Source organism: Streptomyces sp. RLB3-17, from assembly GCF_007113425.2.
Taxonomy (GTDB): Bacteria; Actinomycetota; Actinomycetes; order Streptomycetales; family Streptomycetaceae; genus Streptomyces; species Streptomyces mirabilis_D.
This window is the reverse complement of the sequence record NZ_CP041610.2, coordinates 451,174-469,838: the sequence shown is the minus strand read 5'-3', so window position 1 is coordinate 469,838 and position 18,665 is coordinate 451,174. Positions and strand designations below refer to the sequence as shown.

The 18,665-nt window shown below is 68.3% G+C and carries 14 protein-coding genes and 3 pseudogenes; 8 read left to right on the top strand and 9 right to left on the bottom strand.

The annotated features are described in order from the left end of the window. Positions 1-37 precede the first annotated feature (37 nt). Complete coding sequence (locus FNV62_RS57870; RefSeq protein WP_164657594.1) at positions 38-580, bottom strand: serine hydrolase; 543 nt, start codon at positions 578-580, stop codon at positions 38-40. A gap of 638 nt (positions 581-1,218) precedes the next feature. Between FNV62_RS57870 and FNV62_RS02365 the strand changes: the two genes are divergently transcribed. Then, positions 1,219-1,479, top strand: coding sequence for a hypothetical protein (locus FNV62_RS02365; protein ID WP_143599724.1), 261 nt, complete (start codon positions 1,219-1,221; stop codon positions 1,477-1,479). A 96-nt stretch (positions 1,480-1,575) separates the two neighbouring features. Then, a pseudogene (locus FNV62_RS02360) lies at positions 1,576-2,236 on the top strand (transposase); the annotation flags it as partial. 102 nt (positions 2,237-2,338) lie between these two features. On the opposite strand, the gene FNV62_RS02355 reads toward FNV62_RS02360, so the two are convergent. After that, positions 2,339-2,971: a DUF4360 domain-containing protein gene (locus tag FNV62_RS02355; protein ID WP_143654116.1), complete on the bottom strand. Its 633-nt coding sequence runs from the start codon at positions 2,969-2,971 to the stop codon at positions 2,339-2,341. Positions 2,972-3,810: 839 nt separating this feature from the next. Between FNV62_RS02355 and FNV62_RS02350 the strand changes: the two genes are divergently transcribed. Together FNV62_RS02350 and FNV62_RS02345 are read left to right on the top strand one after the other, a co-directional pair. Next, positions 3,811-3,984, top strand: coding sequence for a CsbD family protein (locus FNV62_RS02350; RefSeq protein ID WP_079089342.1), 174 nt, complete (start codon positions 3,811-3,813; stop codon positions 3,982-3,984). Positions 3,985-4,305: 321 nt separating this feature from the next. Further along, entirely contained in the window at positions 4,306-5,109 is an 804-nt protein-coding gene (locus FNV62_RS02345) for a VOC family protein (protein ID WP_143599721.1), read from the top strand. Positions 5,110-5,672: 563 nt separating this feature from the next. On the opposite strand, the gene FNV62_RS02340 is transcribed toward FNV62_RS02345, so the two are convergent. Then, positions 5,673-6,530 (bottom strand): AfsA-related hotdog domain-containing protein, encoded by an 858-nt coding sequence (locus tag FNV62_RS02340; protein WP_144314556.1) that lies wholly within the window; start codon positions 6,528-6,530, stop codon positions 5,673-5,675. A gap of 975 nt (positions 6,531-7,505) precedes the next feature. Between FNV62_RS02340 and FNV62_RS02335 the strand changes: the two genes are divergently transcribed. Next, entirely contained in the window at positions 7,506-8,816 is a 1,311-nt protein-coding gene (locus FNV62_RS02335; RefSeq protein ID WP_144316389.1) for a cytochrome P450 family protein, read from the top strand. A gap of 344 nt (positions 8,817-9,160) precedes the next feature. On the opposite strand, the gene FNV62_RS02330 is transcribed toward FNV62_RS02335, so the two are convergent. After that, positions 9,161-9,898: a MerR family transcriptional regulator gene (locus FNV62_RS02330; RefSeq protein WP_144314554.1), complete on the bottom strand. Its 738-nt coding sequence runs from the start codon at positions 9,896-9,898 to the stop codon at positions 9,161-9,163. A 47-nt stretch (positions 9,899-9,945) separates the two neighbouring features. Between FNV62_RS02330 and FNV62_RS02325 the strand changes: the two genes are divergently transcribed. Further along, positions 9,946-10,425, top strand: a complete 480-nt coding sequence (locus FNV62_RS02325; protein WP_144316388.1) for a DUF6194 family protein — start codon at positions 9,946-9,948, stop codon at positions 10,423-10,425. Positions 10,426-10,492: 67 nt separating this feature from the next. After that, a pseudogene (locus FNV62_RS55215) lies at positions 10,493-10,684 on the top strand (IS5/IS1182 family transposase); the annotation flags it as partial. 121 nt (positions 10,685-10,805) lie between these two features. On the opposite strand, the gene FNV62_RS02320 reads toward FNV62_RS55215, so the two are convergent. After that, positions 10,806-11,648, bottom strand: coding sequence for an alpha/beta fold hydrolase (locus FNV62_RS02320; RefSeq protein WP_225900099.1), 843 nt, complete (start codon positions 11,646-11,648; stop codon positions 10,806-10,808). Between the two features lie 330 nt (positions 11,649-11,978). Beyond that, positions 11,979-12,077 (bottom strand): annotated as a pseudogene (locus FNV62_RS55210) (aldo/keto reductase); the annotation flags it as partial. On the opposite strand from FNV62_RS55210, the gene FNV62_RS02310 reads away from it, so the two are divergent. Further along, positions 12,030-12,419: a hypothetical protein gene (locus tag FNV62_RS02310; RefSeq protein WP_413083816.1), complete on the top strand. Its 390-nt coding sequence runs from the start codon at positions 12,030-12,032 to the stop codon at positions 12,417-12,419. The pseudogene FNV62_RS55210 and the gene FNV62_RS02310 sit on opposite strands and share 48 nt — an antisense overlap. A gap of 194 nt (positions 12,420-12,613) precedes the next feature. Here the strand turns inward: FNV62_RS02310 and FNV62_RS02305 are convergent, their stop codons facing one another. The 3 genes from FNV62_RS02305 to FNV62_RS02295 all read right to left on the bottom strand — a co-directional run bounded on the left by FNV62_RS02305 (position 12,614) and on the right by FNV62_RS02295 (position 18,526). Continuing rightward, complete coding sequence (locus FNV62_RS02305; protein WP_144314552.1) at positions 12,614-13,159, bottom strand: AAA family ATPase; 546 nt, start codon at positions 13,157-13,159, stop codon at positions 12,614-12,616. Between the two features lie 391 nt (positions 13,160-13,550). Next, positions 13,551-15,983 carry a SpoIIE family protein phosphatase gene (locus FNV62_RS02300; RefSeq protein WP_144314551.1) on the bottom strand — a complete coding sequence of 811 codons (2,433 nt, stop codon included), beginning with the start codon at positions 15,981-15,983 and terminating at the stop codon, positions 13,551-13,553. An 80-nt stretch (positions 15,984-16,063) separates the two neighbouring features. Continuing rightward, positions 16,064-18,526: a SpoIIE family protein phosphatase gene (locus FNV62_RS02295; protein ID WP_144314550.1), complete on the bottom strand. Its 2,463-nt coding sequence runs from the start codon at positions 18,524-18,526 to the stop codon at positions 16,064-16,066. Between the last annotated feature and the right edge of the window lie 139 nt (positions 18,527-18,665).

Here is an 18,665-nt window from a genome sequence, read left to right as displayed (position 1 = left end):
AACGTCGACTGCTGTTTCAAAAGGGGTCACACAAAGATCAGTTCGCATGTGCGCGCAGGCACATGTGCACATGTGCCCGCGTCCGTTCCTGGCGGAGGCGGTGCGGCCGGTGAAGCTCTTGGCCGCCCGCGCGGCGCGCTGACCACGAAGTCCACATGGCGGCGGACGACAGGTGCCGCCCGCCGCGGCGTACGGATGCGTTCCCGCAACCGATCAGGCAGCGAACCGGTCGATGGCTGTTGTCAGGTCGTCGTTGGTCAAGGGGTGCTGCATGTCGCTGAGGAATGTTGCCGTGGCGCGGAGGGTGTGCTGCTGGTTGGTCACGACAACACTCACGTAGTCCTCGTCGGGGATCAACAGCGTCGCTGCGCGATAGCCCTGCAGCCGTCCGTTGAGACACGTCTGGCCTGAAGGGCCGAGCGCCCATCCGGGACCGTAGAGCATTCCACGGGCCAAGCAGCGTCTTCTCCACCGCCCTCTCGTACGAAGTGCCACTGAGGGCGGCGAGGACCGCACCGGCCAGGAGGTAGTTGCCGGAGGACCAGCGGGCCCCGGGCTCGTGTTCGTTCCCCGTGCCCACGACGAGCTCGGCCGCCTCTTGGAGCGCACGCGGTCCGTCCCCAGAGCGGCCAGGGCGGTCGAGCCCACAGACTCGCGCAGCCCCGAGACCTGCCCGAGGATCTGCTCGATGGCGAGGCGCACATCGGCTCGCCAGCCAGGTGCGAGGTCAGGAAGCAACTCGATGACGGCTGTACCGAGAGGGATGGAGTTGTCTCGCATGGTCTTCACGAGCGCGGTACAGGTGAAGACCTTTGTCTACGACGCGATGCGAAAGCACGAGTCCGGGCTCACCCGAACTGCCCCACGAGTAGCGACACTTCGTACCTTGGCTGCGGAAAGTCCTGCTAACACAGCCGGGGCACCATAGGAGTCTTGCTTGTCGAGCAACTCCTGGAGTTTCACAGGGGACACCTTACGATGCCGACGAGTTGTGACGCCTGGACGATGGCGATCGACGCTCCATCGCAGCACCATCGTTCGGAATTCCGGCGGTTGCTGTGTCCCCTTCTGTGATCGGAGCGACGGTGGGGGAACTCATCAACCCTCCGCGCAGCCGCCGACCAGCCTCGGGGCGGGGCCTCGATCATCGGCATCATCGTCGGCCGCCGGGGTACCTGCGACTCACACCACCCCCCTGATCGAGGAAGCGAGAACACCGTGAGTGAACGCCGCCCGGAAGCCCCTGGGACCAGTGGGAAGCCGATACCGAAGCCGGTACCCAGGGATCCGCCCGATCAGCAGGCCACCGCCGACGTGGACCCCTGGGACGCCCTCGGCGTCCCGACGCAGTCCACCGCCGAGGAGCAGCCAGACCTGGAGATTCCCGATACGGACGAGGCCGGCACCGGCCGCAGGGGCGCCCCGCACTCCGGCAGCCGACGTCCGGAGCATCCCGTCCCCGACGAACCGCCCGCCTGACGCTCCGCGTGCCGCGGGAGCCCCGGCAGGTAACGCTGGGAGACATACCTGCGACTGGTGACAGGAGTCCGGCGGCCCGAGAAGACATGTCATGGCCCGACGCGGCCACAGGGCGGCGGCCGGCGACGCTGCGGCGACCGGGAAGTCCTGGCCGCGTTCATCTTCGTGGCCACGACGGGCTGCACCTGGCGCCAACTGCCTCCCGTGTTCGGCCCCTCGGGCCCGACCGCACACCGGCGCTTCACCGAGTGGACCGGCGCCCGCGTGTGGGCCAAGCAGCACCGCCTGGTCCTGGACGAGCTCGGCGCCCGCGGGGACTTGGACTGCTCGCGCTGCGCGATCGACTCGGTGAACCTGCGGGCCCTGAAAGGGGGGCGCTGACAGGTCCGAATCCTGTCGACAGGGTCTGCCCCTCTCGATCGGCATCTCCGGCGCCAACCTCCACGACAGCCAGGCCCTCCAAGCCCTGGTGCAGGGGCTCCCGCCGATCGGCTCCCGTCGGCGCCCGCGCCGCCGACGCCCTGCCGAGCTCCATGGCGACAAGGGCTACGACTACGACCACCTGCGCCGATGGCTTCGTGAGCGCGGCATCCGCCACCGCATCACCCGCAAGGGCATCGAGTCCTCCACGCGGCTGGCCCGACACCGCCGGACGATCGAGCGCACGATGTCCTGGCTGGGCGGCTGCCGCCGCCTGCACCGCCGTTACGAACGCAAGGCCGAGCACTTCCTGGCCTTCACCGCCATTGCCTGCAGCTGCTCCGCCAGCGCATTCTCCTCCGGTGATCACCACACAGTGCTACCACCGATGACGAGAGCCGTTGGCCTGGGCGCACCCGCCGATCGCAGCGCCAGGAGATCATCGGCACCGCTTCCAGGCCATGTGGTACACGGTTTTGATCCTGCCGTCCGTTGAGTCCATCTCGATGAAGCTGGTGGCGCTCGGGCTCGAGGTGCCGCGCTCGACCCGCAGTTCGGTGTTGATGTCGAGGTTGCGCTCCTCCCCGCAGGGGGCGAAGACCCGGGCGGCGACGTCCACAGTGTCGGTCGTCTGCCAGTTGCCGTTGAACCCGCCCTCGAAGTGATGGGTCGAGTTGGTGGTGTGGGCGTTGCCCTGGAAGTGGTAGCTGGCCCGCTGAGTCCCGGACGCACCCAGCGCCAGTGACGCGAAGCCGCTGAAGCCGGCGGACACGATCGCGTAGGTGTAGCCACCGGGGACGTGCACTCGCAGGTTGAGCCGACAGTCCTTCTTCCGGTCGGTCGGCGCCGAGCCGGGCCCCACCCGGGCGAGGTAGTTGCTGTAGGTGACGGTGAAGGCGGTGTTGTCAGGGGACACGGTCACGGCGGCCGCCCCCGCCGGGCAGCCGGAACCGTTGACCGCCACCGTGTCGATGACGATCCGGCCCGACGGCGGGGGCGGGGTGCCGCCGAAGGACGACGAGCCGAACAATGATGCGGCAACACCAGTCGCGGCCAGCGCGCGGAGCACCATGGGCTTCCCTTCAATCGTCCACGGATCCAGGGCCGGGGTCACTTTCCGAGCCCGGCCCCCGGATTTCACGAGGGCATCGCACCACACGTTGCGTGTCCGCGGACGGAAGGTGACGCGCCAGTCACTCGAACGGCCTTCAGGGTGGAGGCCTCGTTCATCCACTCACGGGAACAGAGCGGCGCGCGAGCTCGGATACACCGGCACACTCAATCTGCTCTACCGCCATTACCCAGGGGGCGCGCCGAGGGTGACAAGCCGGTGGCTCTCCATCAGGCGCTCATAGATGCGCTGGGTGGTGTGCCGCTGTATGGGACGAGCATCCAGTCAGCCCGCAACATGCCGTCGAACAGCGACTTGTAGGGATCGAGCCGGGACTCCTTGCGCCGCTGCTTCTTCCGCAACTGCGGCCCGTCCTCCAGGTCGCATTGTGCGTGCGCTGAAGCGCCCGCTCCACCCGAGACGCCCGGCTCTTCGCAGGACCAATTGAGACGACGTCCAACTCACTGCACAGCGTCAAAACGAGATCACCGAGTGGCCGTCGATACACCACTCCAACGGACGTGACCCATATCCGCAGGGCGAGAATGCCTCCGCCCTGTCCCTCTCGGGCCATGCCACGAAGCTGCTCGCCGCCTTGGCAGCTGCATGATCGGTAACCCACGGACTTTGCCGAGGGGCCTCCCTCATCGCGCCCTGGATCTGTTTCGTTCTGGCATTCCTTGGTGCTGCCGCATTTCGCGGACACGGCCGCGCGGCCGCATTGTGGCTCGGTTGCGGAGCCGTCGTGCCCAGCGCATGGTTTAAGCACCAATTCGAGCCTCATTGGAGGGCAACGGATCATGAGCAAGGCGAAGGCAAAGGCCAAGCAGGTCAAAGGAAAGATGAAAGAGACCACTGGCAAGGCCATGGACGACGAGAGCATGCAGGTCGAGGGCCGTGGTGAGCAGATCGCCGGTAAGGCGCAGGAGACCGCGGACAAGGCTGCGGGCCGTGTGAAGAGGACCGGCCGGTAGGACTGCTCGCTCCGGCGACACATTCGACGGGACGCACCGAGCCGAGCGAATGCCGAGTCCGAAGATCTCGACGGTCGGCACCACCTGCGGTTTGGCTGCGTGAGCCGATTCGAGGCGGCCGGGACAGCCCCGACCGCCTCGGTCTGTTGCGCGCCACGGCAGAGAGTGCGACGTGTCTCGCGGCGGTCGCTGCGCGGTGAACGCGGAGCAGCGGGTTGCCGTGCGTTCGAAGGGGCACTCGGCTTTTGGGCGGGCACTGGGTCCGGGGTAGTTCAACGCCCCTTGATGGCTGTGGTGTCAGGTAGGTCAGGCGGTACGAGGATGAAGAGCGACGCAGCACTGCACGGTGAGGTCACCGCCAGTCACTCGGTGTTCGGGGCACCCTGCTGGGCGAGTCTGACCACGCGCGATCTGCGGGCGGCGGAGGATTTCTACCGTGCCGTGATGGGCTGGGAGTGGCGCACGAGCAGCACGGTGGGCGACCAGTACCGCGTCGCGAGCGTGCACGGGGTCCCGGTCGCAGGGGTTTCGGAGGTGAATTTCGGGGTGAACACGGCGGTCGCGTGGACCCCGTATTTCGCGGTGGCGAGTGCGGACGAGACGGTTTCCCGTAGCCAGGAGCGTGGGGGTACGACCGCGGTGGGGCCGATCTCGTTCCCGCCGGGCCGGGCGGCGCTGCTGGCCGACCGGGACGGAGCGGTGTTCGGCATCTGGGAGGGCGAGCTGGTGGCCGGCTGGGAGGAGTGGCGCCGGGCGGCACCGGTCTTCGTACGGCTGCACACCCGCGACGCCTTCGACGCCGCCATCTTCTACGCGGAGGTCCTGGAGTGGGCGTCCTCGGACCCCCGGTCCTGCGAGGTGCGCTACGAGGACAACGAGGTCGTGCTGCGCAGCCGGGGCGACGTCGTGGCCCGTATCCACTCCGGCGCGGTCGAGGCCGCGCCCGACCCGACGATCCGGCCGCACTGGCAGATCCACTTCACCGTCGACGACGTCGAGGCCGCCGCCCGCGCCGCCCGCGCCCACGGCGGCACGGCCCACCAGCAGGGCCTCGGCTCGACCGAGGCCATCCTCACCGACCCCGACGGAGCCCGCTTCTTTGTGACCACGCGAAGGACGGACTGAGGGCCGCAGCGTCAGTGCTGCCCGGTCCAGGATGTGCCGAACGGTCTCCAACTTGAGGGCCTGGTCGGCGACGTGCCGTTCGGTGACCTCCGGGTGCCGGGTCACGAGCGCGGCCGGCTCGCGGTCGTGGCATGACGCAGGAAGTTGCGCATTGCCTCAGCAGTCCATCGGCGCCGCGTGAGCATCTGTACAAGCAACATGTTCGGCCAGTTGAGCCACACCGGACTCCGACCATGCCCGAACCGAAGCTGAGCTCCTGTCTCGTTAGAAGTTTCTCAGGTGTGGGTGGGGGTGTGGGTGGTGAGTTGTGCGGTGAAGACGGTGGTGTTGTTTTGGTGTGCGGTGATGTGGGTGGTGGGGGTTTGGTTGTTGTCGTTGGTGGTGGTGTGGGTGGTGATGTAGGTGGGGGTGTGGTGTTCGGTGTAGTGGTGGAAGGTGGCGTGGAGGGTGGTGGGGTGGGTGGGGTGGGTTGTGGGGGTGGGGGTGGGGTGGGTGTGGGCGGTGGCGGCTTGGTGGGCGGCTTCGGGGGGGGGACCATGCCGGGGATGTGGTCGGTGGTGTGGTCAGAAGGGTATATGGGGTGGTGGGGGTTGGGGGTGAGTTGCCAGGTGTGTGGGGGGTTTGGGGTGGGGGTGGGGACGATGTCGTGGAGGAGGGTGCGTCCGTAGTGGGTGGGTGGGGGGGGTTGGGGGGGTTGGTGGGGGGGTGCTGGTGGGCTGGTGGTGGTGGCTGCTGTGGTGGTGTCTGGTGTGGTGGGTGTGGGGGTGGCGGAGGCGTTGGTAGGTGGTGGGGGTGAGGCAGGTGAAGCGGCCGGTGCCGGTGGCGGTGGGGTGGCCGTTTCGGGTGATGGTGATGTGCATGGTGAAGTCGGGTGGGGCGTTTGGTGTGGGGGTGGTGGGGGTGTAGGTGGCGGTGAGGGTGAAGGGTCGGTGGGGGGTGGGGCCGATGGTGAGGTGTTGGGGGTGGGTGGTGAGGTGGAGGTTGCGCATGAGGAAGTGGTGGCCGAGGGGGATGCCGAGTTCGGCGTGGGCGAGGTAGATGCCGGTTTGGCGGATGGTTTCTGCGGCTTGGAGGGGGTGGTGGTGGGTGCCGTCGGGGGTGGTGAAGAAGGTGTGGGCGCGGGGCCATTGGGCGGTGAGGGTGTAGTGGGTGTTGCCGGTCTGTTCGCAGCCGGTGAGGAAGACCTCGGCGAGGGTGGAGCGGTGGACGTATTCGCGGGGGACGGTGGTGGTGAGGCGGGGCATGCGGGCGGGGTCGACGGGTGTTTTTGCGCTGGTGCCGGTGCCTGTTTTTGTTTCCGTGCTGGTCCGCGTGGTGGGGTCTGGTTCTGCTGCCGGGTGGGGGCCTGTTGCCGTTCCCGTTCCTGTTGCCGTGGTGGCGGGGGTGGGGTGGTTGTCCTGGTGGACGGTGAGCAGGGTCATGTGGGTCTCCCGTGGCGCTGTGGGAGGTGCCGGGATGGACCGTGCAGGGTCATAAGATACGAACCTACCGGTTTTCTTTTCAAGGGTGGGCGGGGATTTTCGCGGGGGCAGGCCGGGGGTTGGTCCGGGGGTCGGGTGGGGGGTGTGCGGGGTGCATATTCATTGGTTCGCTGTGGGTGTGTGGTGGGGATCTTCGCTGGATAAGCGGTGGTTTTGATTCCGTTCTGCGGGTGTCTTCCGGGGTTGGGGGTGGTGTGCGAGGCTCGGGGTCGGGTGGTTGTGGGGGTGTGCTGGGGTCTCTTGTGTGGGTCTCGGGTGAGGCTATAGTGAAACCGGCCGAGCGGTTTTGTTTTGCGAGTGGTTCTCTGGCGGGTGTGGGTGCTGTCGGGGGGATGGCTTCCGGGATGCGCATGGCCCGGGGTCGGCACCCGGACGCACACGGCCTGTGACCGGCACCCAGGGTGCGTGCCAGGGTGTGCCGGGTGTGGGGCTGGGCGATTGCTGGTGGTGAGGTCCGGGTGTGCATCCGGGACCCGGTCCCGGGCGTGTGCCCAGGGGTTGGGTTCCTGCGGGCCGCGGGCTGCTGCCCGCACGGGGATCGGGTGTCGGGGGTCCATGGCTGATGGCGGGACTCCGGGGCGGTTCTCCGGGGCGGGGCCTGGCGTGTGTGCGGGGTTGTGCCCCTGGTGGGCGTCCGGGTGATGGTGCGGGCGTGGTGTCGGGGTGTGTGTAGTGCTTGTCGGGAAGTTTTCGCGGTCTATGTCGTGGAGGTGTCCGGTGGCGCGTCAGCAGGAGCAGCAGGGTCGGTTCAATGAGCGGGGCCTGCAGGAGCAGCAGGAGCAACACGAGTTGCGGGGCGGCGGCGGTGGCGTGGTGGACCTGCGTGCCGTGCCGAACGGGCCGGACCAAGAGGATGTGCCGGATGCGCAGGGCGTGCCGGATCTGCGTGCTGGGCGGGGTGGGTGCCCGTATGTGATGGATGGGTTGGGGCGGGATGTGCAGGGGGAGGGGGCGTTGCTGCGGGGGCAGGGTGAGGCGGTGCGGGTGGTGTTGCCGGGTGGGGTGGGAGCCTGGGCGGTGACGGATCCGGCGGTGATCCGTGGGTTGTTGACGGATGGTCGGGTCTCGAAGGACGCGTATCGGCATTGGCCGGCATGGCAGCGGGGTGAGGTGGGGGCGGAGTGGCCCCTGGCGGTGTGGGTGTCGGTGCAGAATCTGGTGACGTCGTACGGGGCGGAGCATCGCCGGCTGCGGGGGTTGATGGGATCGGCATTCACTGCGCGGCGGGTGGGGTTGTTGGGTCCGCGGGTGGGGGAGATCGCGGCAGGGCTGCTGGAAGGGATGGAGGCGGCGGCGCGGGAGGCTCGGGGCGGTGTGGTGGACGTGCGGGGGTTGTATGCGCAGCCGTTGCCGAGCCGGGTGATGCTGGAGTTGTTCGGGATTCCGGAGGAGTTCCGGGGGGCGTTGCGGGAGATCATTGAGGGGTTTTTCGCTACGGGGGTGTCGTTGGAGGATGCGCGGCGCAACTACGCGGCGCTGTATCGGACGATGGGGGAGTTGGTGGCGTTCAAGCGGCGTCGTCCAGGTGAGGACCTGACGAGTGCGCTGATCGCTGCGGGGAGTGGAGCGGATCCCGCCGATCCCGCGGCCGCTTCGGACCTCACAGACGTCGCGGGCGGTGTGGGCGCGGGTGGCCCGGAGGCCCCGGGGGGTGGGGGGTTGAGTGAGAAGGAGTTGGTGGACAACTTGATCATGTTGTTGAGCGCGGGGTGTGAGCCGACGGTGAACCTGCTGGCGAACGCGGTGGTGTTGTTGCTGCGGGAGCCGGGGCAGTTGGAGTTGGTGCGGTCGGGGCGGGCGTCGTGGGGGGACGTGGTGGAGGAGGCGTTGCGGGTGGAGGCGCCGGGGGCGAATGCGATTTTGCGGTATGCGGTGGAGGACGTGCGGGTGGGGGAGACGGTGATCCCGCGGGGGGATGCGCTGGTGATCGGGTTCGCGGCGGCTGGGCGGGATCCGGGGGTGCACGGGGAGGATGCGGAGCGGTTCGATGTGATGCGGGCGACGCGGCGGGAGCATTTGTCGTTCGGCCATGGGGTGCACTACTGCCTGGGCGCGCCGTTGGCGCGGCTGGAGGCCGAGATTGCCCTTCAGGCGTTGTTCGACCGCTTTCCCGGGATGCGGCTGGCGGTGGAGCCGGGTGCGCTGCTTCCGACGGAGTCGTTCATTTCGAACGGGCCGCGGGAGGTGCCGGTGTTGCTGGGGCCGTCGGCCGACGGGGTGAGGTGACGCGCCGGCCTGCACCCTGTTTGAACAGGCTCGGGGCGGATGGCCCCTGGGCAGACGTGCACGGGCTCCCGGCGACGAGCAACAGGGCCTCGAAGGGCATCTGCCGATCTCTCGGCACGACCAGGCGATACATGCGGCCCGCATGAACTGCCGACACCTTGCCGCTACCCATGCACCATCCACTCAGCGACGATCCGCCCGACGGTCGTGTGCGACAGCTACTCTCCTTCACCGCCCTGCGCGACTTCACTCTCGACGGCACCGATCACGCCGGACACGAAGAGCAAGGCAGCATGATCCGGCGCTCCATCATCTGGCGTAGTCGCCGCGCTGACGACCAGCCACTACGAGCCATGGTCGCCAACGACGGCTGCCAGGTCTGCACCCGCTCGGAGTAGGGCCACGGTCCGTGTGGCGATCTGGTCAAGGCGTTGTTGCAGGATGCGTTGGGTCTTGTCCAGGCTGTCGAGTTGGTGCAGGGAGCCCATGATCTGGCGCACTGCGGGAATGCCGTAACCGGTGCCGCGCAGGGCCGCGACGATTCGGGCCGCTCTGATGGCTGAAAGATCGTAGCGGCGTGCTTGCAGTGACGTCACTCGCTCGGGCGTGACAAGCCCTTCCTGCTCCCAGAACCGCAGAGTGGAGGGACGTACATTGAGCGCTCCAGCGAGCTGTGTGATCGTCATTGCGTCACTCTCCTGCTCGAACTCGGGAGTGTTCGCCTCGGCTTGGATCGCACGCAACGCTTGTTGAGCGCGCAGGGCCTCCTCTCGTTCCCGCGCGAGCCGAACATGGACCGCGCTGATCGCCGAGGCCGCCTCCGCGATCGTCTCCGTACGCAGTTCCGCGAGCATGTGCCGGGCTGTGACTGGCCCAACAGCACCTGCGAGTCCTCGATAGGCGCGTAGGGCATGCACGTGCAGCGGTGTGTAGGAACGGTATCCGTTGCTCGATCGAGCGGCTGGGGGAATGACTCCCAGACGTTCCAGGTCGCGAACCTGTTGCACCGAGTACCCCGACTCTCCGGCGACATCGACGGTTCGGAGCGGTCCCCGTCGAGAACCGCTCACCAGCTCGCCCATCAGCCAACCCCACATAAGCACTTGAAGGTGATGCTTGAACCATGAGTATGGAACAGATCATCGCGACCGTGCGAGGCTTCGTCGGCGCGCTCGTGGTTGTCCCGGAGCAGGGCGGCGATTTCCCGGAGCTCGTGTGGGGAGATGCGTTCTTCTACTACGCCCCCGACGGTGGGGTACCTGCGAACGTCCAGCCCTACGGGACCATCGTCACCAAGAACTACCCTGACGACGCCGTGTCCGACCTTGACTCTCCGGGCCGCTGGCGCCTGAACATTCACGTCGACCGTGCGACGTTCCGAGAGCTCACTGGGGAGGAGCCGCGCAGCCTCACCCGACCTCGCGACTACGCGGCGGCCGACAGCGTGATGCCGCACCCGGTATACGGGGCACTCGGCTGGGTCTCTGTCGTCAATCCCGGTGAGAGGACGACGGAGACGGCCGTGCAGCTTTTGCGCAGCGCCCACGACGCCGCTCGTGCGCGGTGCGCGCGGCGACACGCAACGCAAGGGTCGCAGGAGAACGACTGACACGGTTCCGGAGCAAGCGTACTTGAGGGTGCCCCGCACACCGCGGTGAGCGCGAGTTCGCTCCAGCTCCGCCAATTCCCAGCTCGTCATCGACGGCGACAGCCGCCGGCTCGTCGTGGTCAGCGGCCCGTTTCCAGGCAATCGTGCCGCATGCAAGGCGTGGGAAGAGCCCGGAGCCAAGGCCGCCGTCGGCAACACCACTACGAGCGCCGACGGCGGCTACCCGGGCACCGGCATTGTGATGCCCCACCGGCGCGACCTCGCCCTCGCCGGATGGACGAAGCGGCTCACACAGCGCCCCTTCTCGTCCACGTTGATTCCAGGATCATCGCGGGACGAGCCTCACGCTGGACCGTCCGTTGCGGCTTCGCTCAAATGGCTTAGCTGGTAGGTGAGTTCACGGCCTTCACGAAACGTGTCACCGCCTGCGAGACGGCCTCCGGCTCCTCGAGGTGACCGAAGTGCCCGCTGTTCTCCAGGACCAGCAGCTCCGATCCGGGGATCAGCAGGTGCAGTTCCTCGGCCCATCGCACCCCGCAGACGACGTCGTGGCGGCCGACGACGACGAGGGTCGGCACGGTGAGTGAGCCGAGGTCCGCACGGTCGTCGATGACATGCGGGGAGAGGTTCTCGTCCAGCCCGGAGATGTGTGCGGCCCGCACCGAGGCACGCATGGGAGCGAACTCCCCCTCGCGCCCCCAGTAGTCGGCGAAGTACGCGGGGAGCACCCCTCTGGCGACGGCTGTCATCTGTGCGTCGTCGGAGATGGTGGGGATCGCCTGGAACGCGGCCAGGACCTCGGGGAGTTCGGGGTGGTCGGCGTGGAGCGCGGCGAACGACTGCACCAGGCGCGTGGCCTCGGCGCCGTGTTCGGGACCGGTCAGCGGCGCGCTCTCGTAGAGGATCACCCCGGCGATGCGCTCGGGGTGGTGCAGGGCGTGGTACTGAGCGACGAAGCCGCCGTGCGAGTGGCCCAGCAGGAACACGTCGGGGACGCCGAGGTGTTCGACCAGCGCTCCGAGGAACCGGCTGTAGCGGGGCCGGGTGTAGCCGTGCGGGTGGGAGGGCAGGTGGCCGGAGGCGCCGGTGCCGATCGGCTCCGGGTAGACGATCGTCAGGTGCCGCTCCAGCGCGGGCATGCGCAGGTACTCCCAGACGATGCCCGGTCCGCCGGAGTGCGCGACGCACACCGGACCCGTGCCGTGGACGTGATAGCGCTGCACGACTCCGTCGATCTCGACGGTGTGGGTTCCAGCAGCAGGCCGAGAGCGGTGACCTCACCCGCCTGCGCGACACGGGTGAGCGCCGCGTCCTCGATGCGCGCGGCTTCGTCCGGCGTCTGGTTCATATGGCTCCCCCTCCAGCGTCCGCCGTCGTGCGTGACCGTGCTACGTGAACGCCATGCCTCCCCCACGGTGGGCCGGTGCGGGGGCAGTTGTGCCAGGCCGGAGTGCCACGGCCTTCCCACATCGCTCACGAACGCCCGCCCACTGCCTGCGCGGCCGGCCCGTCGAGCGTGGCGACCTCGTCGTCCGTCAGTCCGCGAGCGCGGTCTCGGGATCGCGGGACCAGATCGAGTACTCGCTCTGCACCGCTGCGATCGAATGAACGGCGTGGGCACGCCGCAGGAGCGCGGCATCGACCTCGGAGATGCACTGCGTGAGTGGGTGGCGCGGTTGGCCAGTCTGCTGGTCGCGACGCAGCACATGTCCGAAGCGTTGCGGAGCGTGGGGCCCTCCAATGGAGCACGGGCGTCGGAGTCGTACGCGCAGGTCTTCGACACGATCGACACCTTTGTCGCCGCGGGCGTCGCCACCGGAACGATTCGGTCCGACCTTGAGACAGCTGATGTGGTGCTGGCCATGGGTGGGCTTCTACGCTTGGACGTGTCAGGTGACTGGAAAGGCCAGGCCGACCGACAGGTCAGGCTCCTCGTGGACGGCCTACAGGCCGGGACACATCCGCATCCCCTGAACGCCGGTACGGCCGAGTGAACGCCGGTACGGCCGAGGCGTGATCCTGGTGACCTTTCGGTCCGGTTCAGTGCGCCGCTGCGACCCGCGAAAGGAGATAGCGGCAGACGGGTCGGGCCGTACGGCGGGTTCGACCTCATCCAGGCGTTCGCTCCGGAAGTTGTCTCCCGCTCAACTGCCCATACCTCGGGCGCCTTTCGCGACGCCCGGGTGTCCTACCTGACCGAACCCACCCCGATACGGGCCAACACCTGGTCGGCCAACTCCGGCGGTGTCAGCCCTCCGTCCAGGAACACCGTGCCGCCGGGCAGGGTGTCGACCGCGGCCATGCACGGTTCGATCCTGTCCTTGCCCCAGCGTCGGACCTGCTCCTCCCGCTCGGGATCGTCAGGGAAGAAGACTCGTCCGTCGATCCGCTTCTCCAAGGTCTCTCGAGAGACCTTGAGGAAGAAGTGGTGAAGGTCGATGCCCGCGTTCTTCAACGTGCCGAAAATCTCTCCGACGTAGCCGGGGTCGACCACGGTCATGGGGACCAGGACCGGACGGCGGTACTCCTCGATCAGCCCTACCGCCAGGTCGGCGACCTGGCGCCGCCACAACCGAAGATCCTGGAAGTCGCCAGTCGGTACCTCCACGATCTCGCGCAGCACGAAGCCGACCATCTCCGGGTCATAGACCAGTGCCTCGGGCCAACGAGGACGCAACTCGTCCACCAACGTGGTCTTCCCGCTGCCGAACGCACCGTTCACCCAGACGATCAACGCGATCCTCCCCACCCCGTCGTCAGGCCCGCGCGTCGAACCCGGCGTGTCGGATCAGCATGCCGCTCGACCTGAGTGAGGCCAAATTCCATTGCCGATTCATGCCCAGAAGATCGATGGGTGGGGCCGAACCCAAGCTGACGCCGGCGAAACGTGCGAGTGTCGTGGTCGTCGACGTCTCTTCCGTGATCAATGCCAAGCCGGCTTCAGGGATGGCACATGATTCCCGTCGCTGCGCCTCCATCGAGCAGAGCCGCGCCGCGGCCACGAGGCGGGAGTCTGCTCCTGCTCGCAGCCCCCGCCTCGGGCGGCTGCCGTCACGGCACACCGGGTCGAGAGACATCAGAGCCGTGGGTGACTCCGCCCCGACCCACCTCGGTGACCTGTGGCTTCAGGGGGAACCATGGATGGCTTGCTCGGACCAGATCGTCTTGCCGTCCTGGCCATGGCGGCAGCCCCATCGCCCGCCGAGTTGAGAGACGAGGAACAGGCCGCGTCCTCCCTCGTCGGTTGTACGGGCACGCCGCAGGCGGGGTTGGGTGCTACTGGAGTCGGTGACCTCGCACACCAGGACGTGGTGGCGAATCAGACGGAGGTCCATCGGCGGACGGCCGTAGCGGATGGCGTTGGTGACCAGTTCGCTGACGATGAGTTCGGTGGTGAAGAGGAGGTTGTCCAGGCCCCACAGGGTGAGTTGGCGGGTTATCCACTCTCGAGCCTTGGAGACGGCGGCCGGATCGGCCGGGATCTCCCAGTGAGCGGTGTCCGCCGCTGGTACGGCGCGGGTGCGGGCCAGCAGCAGGGCCGCGTCGTCGCGCGGCGCCTGGTCCGCCAGGTCGGCGAGGAGAGCCCGGCCAGTTTCGTCCAGGGCACGATCCGGACGGCAGCGCGCGGCGAGGGCTTCCGTCAAGCGCGGCAGGCCTTGGCCGATGTCGCGATCGCCCCGTTCGACCAGGCCGTCGGTGTAGAGAGCGAGGACGCTGCCCGGCTCGACGTCGATCACGGTGGTCTCGTACGGCATGCCGCTGAGGGCAAGTGGTGGCCCCGGGGAGATCCCGACTGCTTCGGCAGTCCCGTCGGGCCGGATCAGGACGGGTGGCGGGTGCCCGGCACTGGCCATGGCGCAGCGCCTGGCGACCGGGTCGTAGACCGCGTACAGGCATGTGCCGCCGACGATGTCGCGGTCGCCAAACGGGGCTTCGGCCGCGAGGCGCTGGACCAGGTCCGCGAGCCGGGTGAGCAGCTCATCCGGTTCGAGTTCCAGGTCCGCGAGCGTCTGGATGGCGGCGCGCAGGCGACCCATGGTGGCGCTTGCGGGCATGCCGTGGCCCACCACGTCTCCAGCGACAAGGGCCAGCCGCAGAGAGGGCAGAGCAATGGCGTCATACCAGTCGCCGCTGCTGCCCGCTCCGCCGCCCGCGGGCAGGTAGACGCCGGCGGTCTCGGCTGCCGGAGTGTCGGTCGTGGCCGGGGGAAGGAGGCGCTGCTGAAGCGCCACAGCCGCCCGGTGCTCGCGCGTGTAACGGCGGGCATTGTCGATGGCGAGCGCACCCCGTGAGGCGATCTGCTTCATGAGATCCGCCTCGTCCTCGGTGAAGGGGTCCGATCGGCCGCAGCGCCAGGCCGATATGGCGCCGAGCGTGAGCCCGCGGGCATGCAACGGTGCCACCATCACCGAATGGGCATCCTTCGGGACGAGATACTCGACCATCTGCGGGTCTTTGACCATGGCGATGAAGTCGTCAAGGCCGAAGACGACTGGCTCGCCATGGCGGAAGCTGCGCCGCAAGGGGTGGCCGGGAAGGCGCGGGACGGGCTCGCCGCGCTCGATGCCGGCCGGCCACGCTACGGTGGCCGGCGCCAGGGCCGCGTTGCCCATGTCTCCACCGCCCAGCTGCTTCGAGGGTTCTTCCCCGTCGAAAACGGAGTGCGCAAGGTCGACTGCGACGAGATCCCCGAACGCAGGTGCGAGAACGTCCGCAAGGTCCTGCGCAGTCCGCACGACCTCCAGGGATTTTCCTACTCGCTCGGCTACATCGCGGGCGAGATCCAGATGGCGGCGGGCGCGCATCTGGTCGGCGTTGTCGAAGTACAGGGCCGCGACCCCGGTGGGGCGTCCTCGCGCGTCCTCCAGACGGAAGGCGGACAGCGACAGCGCGTGTTGCCGCGCCGGATCGTGCCGCCAGCTCACTTGCTGGTTTCTGCGGACCACTGGGGCACCCGTCTCGAGTACCTGGCGCAGTACTGCCTCGAGGTTCACGGCGTCCTTGGCGCACAGCACGTCGCTCAGCCGAGTGCCAGGCTGTACTGGACGGCCGTCCAGAGTGCCCGGCGTGGCGTTCGTTTGCACAGTGGTGAGTTCCGTGTCGTGTACAGCGATCGTGATCCGGTTCTGTGCGGACAGTGCACGCAGGAGCGCTGCGCCCTGCTCGTGGTCGGCGACGTGGCGTGTAGGGGCCGCCAGGACGAGGACCTCCGCCGAGCCCCCTACCTTGGTGGTTCGGAAGGTGACATCGATGGTGTCGCCGCACTGGTGCCACAGCCGTACCCGGCCGGACGCCGGCATCTCCGTGGCGTCGCGCAGGTCGTCCGGGAGGTCGGCCACCAGTTCCTGCACGGGGCGGCCGCAGACATCCTCGGCGCGGAACCCCGTCAGGTCCTCTGCTGTCCCGGTCCACCGGACCACCGTGCCTCGATGGTCGAGTACGGCGGCTGCCGGACCGTCGAAGGCGGGCAAACCGCCGTTGGGACGGGAACCGGAGACGTCCGTCGATCCTTGGGAGGCGCCTGCCGAGCAGGCGTTGTTGACATTCTCTATATCCATCTCGGGTTTCCTTTACGAGAGCCTGCGGCTCGAGGGATCGGCATGCTGTGGCGGCCGTCGGCCGCCCGGTCGGCTGCGCGTCACATCGCAACGGCTTTGGAGGGCAGGTCCTGTTCGGCCCAGACGACCTTGCCGGCCGGTGCGGAGCGGGAGCCCCACCTGCGGGACAACTGAGCGACGAGGAAGAGACCGCGGCCGTTCTCGCCGATGATGTGGGGCTGACGGGGGTGTGGGTGGCTGGTGTTGCTGTCGGAGACTTCGCAGGTCAAGACCTGGTGCTGGATGAGGCGTAGGCAGATCGGCCCGTCGCCGTAGCTGATGGCGTTGGTGACCAGTTCACTGACGATCAGTTGCACGGTGGCCACCAGATGCTCAAGTCCCCATTCGTTGAGCTGACGGGCGGCTGCCTGTCGGGCGGTGCGGACAGCGGCCGGCTCGTTCGGCAGGTCCCAGGAGGCGACCTGGGCCGGTTCGAGTCCGCGAGTCCGTGCAAGGAGCAAGGTGACATCGTCGGCCGGGGACTGAGTCGGCAAGGTCTCGATCACCTGTGAGCACAGGTCTTCCAGGGACGAGCCGGTCTCTGCCAGGGCGGCGCCCAGGCGATCCAGGCCCATGTCGATGTCGTCGTCGCGTGACTCGACCAGACCGTCGGTGTAGAGCGCGAGCAGAGTTCCCTCGGGCAGTTCCAGTTCCACGGACTCGAAGGGGACCAGACCGAGGCCGAGGCCGAGCGGGGCCCCGGCGGGCATGTCGGGGAAAGCTACAAGGCCCTGCGGATCGATGATCGCGGGCGGGGGATGCCCGGCCCGCGCCATCGTGCACCGCCGGGAGACCGGGTCGTAGATGGCATACAGACAGGTGGCGCCCACCGCCGCGGGGAGCTGGTCCGGAGCGTCGGCATCCTCCTCGCTCAGCCGCCTGACCGTGTCATCGAGGTGCGTCAGCAGTTCGTGGGGAGGCAATTCCATGTCCGCGAGCGTGCGGACGGCGGTGCGCAATCGGCCCATCGTCGCCGCGGCGTTGATGCCGTGTCCGACGACATCTCCGACGACGAGGGCCACCCGGGCGCCAGACAGCTTGATCACGTCAAACCAGTCGCCTCCCACGCCGTGGTCTGTGTCGGCCGGCACGTAGCGCGAGGCCACATCGAGGGCGGCGCCGCCCCCCACATGGTGAGGGAGCAGGTCGCGTTGGAGCGTCAGGGCCACGGAGCGTTGGCGAGCGTACTGGAGAGCGTTGTCCAGGCTGAGCGCGGCCCGGGTGACGAGCTCCTCGGCGAGGAGGAGGTCGTCCTCCTGGAACGGCGTCGGCTCATCGGAGCGGCCGAACACCGCCAGTCCCAGCACACAGCGCCGCGCACGGATGGGTACGACCATCAAAGAGTGGATCCCGCTGTCACGGACCTTCTGCGCTCGCGTCGGATCATGGTCGACCCATGGGCCGGCATAGGTGTCCAGCACCGGTTCCAGGTGAGACCTGCCCGTGCGCAGGGCTGCGCCGAATGACGAGGTCGGGGGGACGTGGATCACCTCTTCGCGCACCGCCGTCAACCCCAGGACACCCAGATCGATGGAGGCCACCCCGGCACGGCGCAACACAGGGCGGCGGCCGCTCGTCGTGCCGATCCGTGCGGAGGGCTCAAGCCCGAACGGAACCGACTCCATCAGGTCGACGACGGCGATGTCGGCCAGCAGGGGCACGGCAAGGTCGGCCAGTTCCTGACCGGTCCGCATCAAATCGAGGGTGCTGCCGACGCGGGTGCTGGCTTCGCTGAGAATGGCCAGGCGCTCGCGCGCCCGCCGGTTGCCGGTGACGTCCACGCTCATGGAGCACACGCCCAGTGCCTTGCCGTCCGCGTCCTGGAGGCAGAAGAACGAGGCCGAGAACAGGTGCGCCCTGCCCCGGTCCGCCGGCGGCCACGCCCGGTACTCGTGGACCTTGGTGGGGCCGCTCTCCAGAACCTGCCGCATCACTGACTCGAGCGCTTCCGCCTCGAAGCCAGGGAACAGATCTTTCAGGCGGCGTCCGAACCATCGGTCACGAGGAACGCCAACGTGGCGCTCCATGACGTCGCTCACCCAGGTACAGCGCAGCTGCGGATCATAGACGGCGATGCCGATCGGTGCGCGGGCCAGGAGCGACTCCCGCACAGCTCCGTTGGGCACCCCCGAGGACAGGGTGCCTATGTCGGTCACGGACACCAGCCAGCGGGTGCCGGCGTCCTGCCCCCACAGCAGCGAGATCCGCAGCGTCATTTTGATGGCGTGGCCGTCGCGGTGGCGGACCATCACGGTGCCGGACCAGCCATCCTGGGCACGGCACTGCTCGGCGAACGCCGAAGCACTCGGGGCGTCCTCGGCTGGCGGCAGCACGTGTGCGGCGGACCGGCCCACCACTTCCCTGGCCGAGTACCCGACAAGCTGCTCGGCGGCGTGCGTCCACCCCACCACGGTCCCCTCCGCATCGAGCATCGCTATTGCCGCGTCGGGGACTTCTCGGGGGCTCACCGGCTCGGAGAGCGGCGTGTGGTCGGTGTTCGTCATTCTGGTTCTTCCCATCGGTGCGGAGGTGTGAGACAGCGTCGGCAGGTGCGGCGTCGGGCCGATCTACAGCCGTGGCGGAACGGCGATGGTGGCCGGGGTCTGAGGAGCGCCCCGGCGGGACCGGCCGCGACGGGCGTGC

Bases quoted from the DNA above. Each gene is read 5' to 3' on its own strand.
- FNV62_RS02355 (WP_143654116.1), bottom strand. From the start codon at position 2,971: ATGGTGCTCCGCGCGCTGGCCGCGACTGGTGTTGCCGCATCATTGTTC.
- FNV62_RS02350 (WP_079089342.1), top strand. From the start codon at position 3,811: ATGAGCAAGGCGAAGGCAAAGGCCAAGCAGGTCAAAGGAAAGATGAAA.
- FNV62_RS02345 (WP_143599721.1), top strand. From the start codon at position 4,306: ATGAAGAGCGACGCAGCACTGCACGGTGAGGTCACCGCCAGTCACTCG.
- FNV62_RS02340 (WP_144314556.1), bottom strand. From the start codon at position 6,530: ATGACCCTGCTCACCGTCCACCAGGACAACCACCCCACCCCCGCCACC.
- FNV62_RS02335 (WP_144316389.1), top strand. From the start codon at position 7,506: ATGGATGGGTTGGGGCGGGATGTGCAGGGGGAGGGGGCGTTGCTGCGG.
- FNV62_RS02330 (WP_144314554.1), bottom strand. From the start codon at position 9,898: ATGGGCGAGCTGGTGAGCGGTTCTCGACGGGGACCGCTCCGAACCGTC.
- FNV62_RS02325 (WP_144316388.1), top strand. From the start codon at position 9,946: ATGGAACAGATCATCGCGACCGTGCGAGGCTTCGTCGGCGCGCTCGTG.
- FNV62_RS02310 (WP_413083816.1), top strand. From the start codon at position 12,030: ATGAACGGCGTGGGCACGCCGCAGGAGCGCGGCATCGACCTCGGAGAT.
- FNV62_RS02300 (WP_144314551.1), bottom strand. From the start codon at position 15,983: ATGGATATAGAGAATGTCAACAACGCCTGCTCGGCAGGCGCCTCCCAA.
- FNV62_RS02295 (WP_144314550.1), bottom strand. From the start codon at position 18,526: ATGACGAACACCGACCACACGCCGCTCTCCGAGCCGGTGAGCCCCCGA.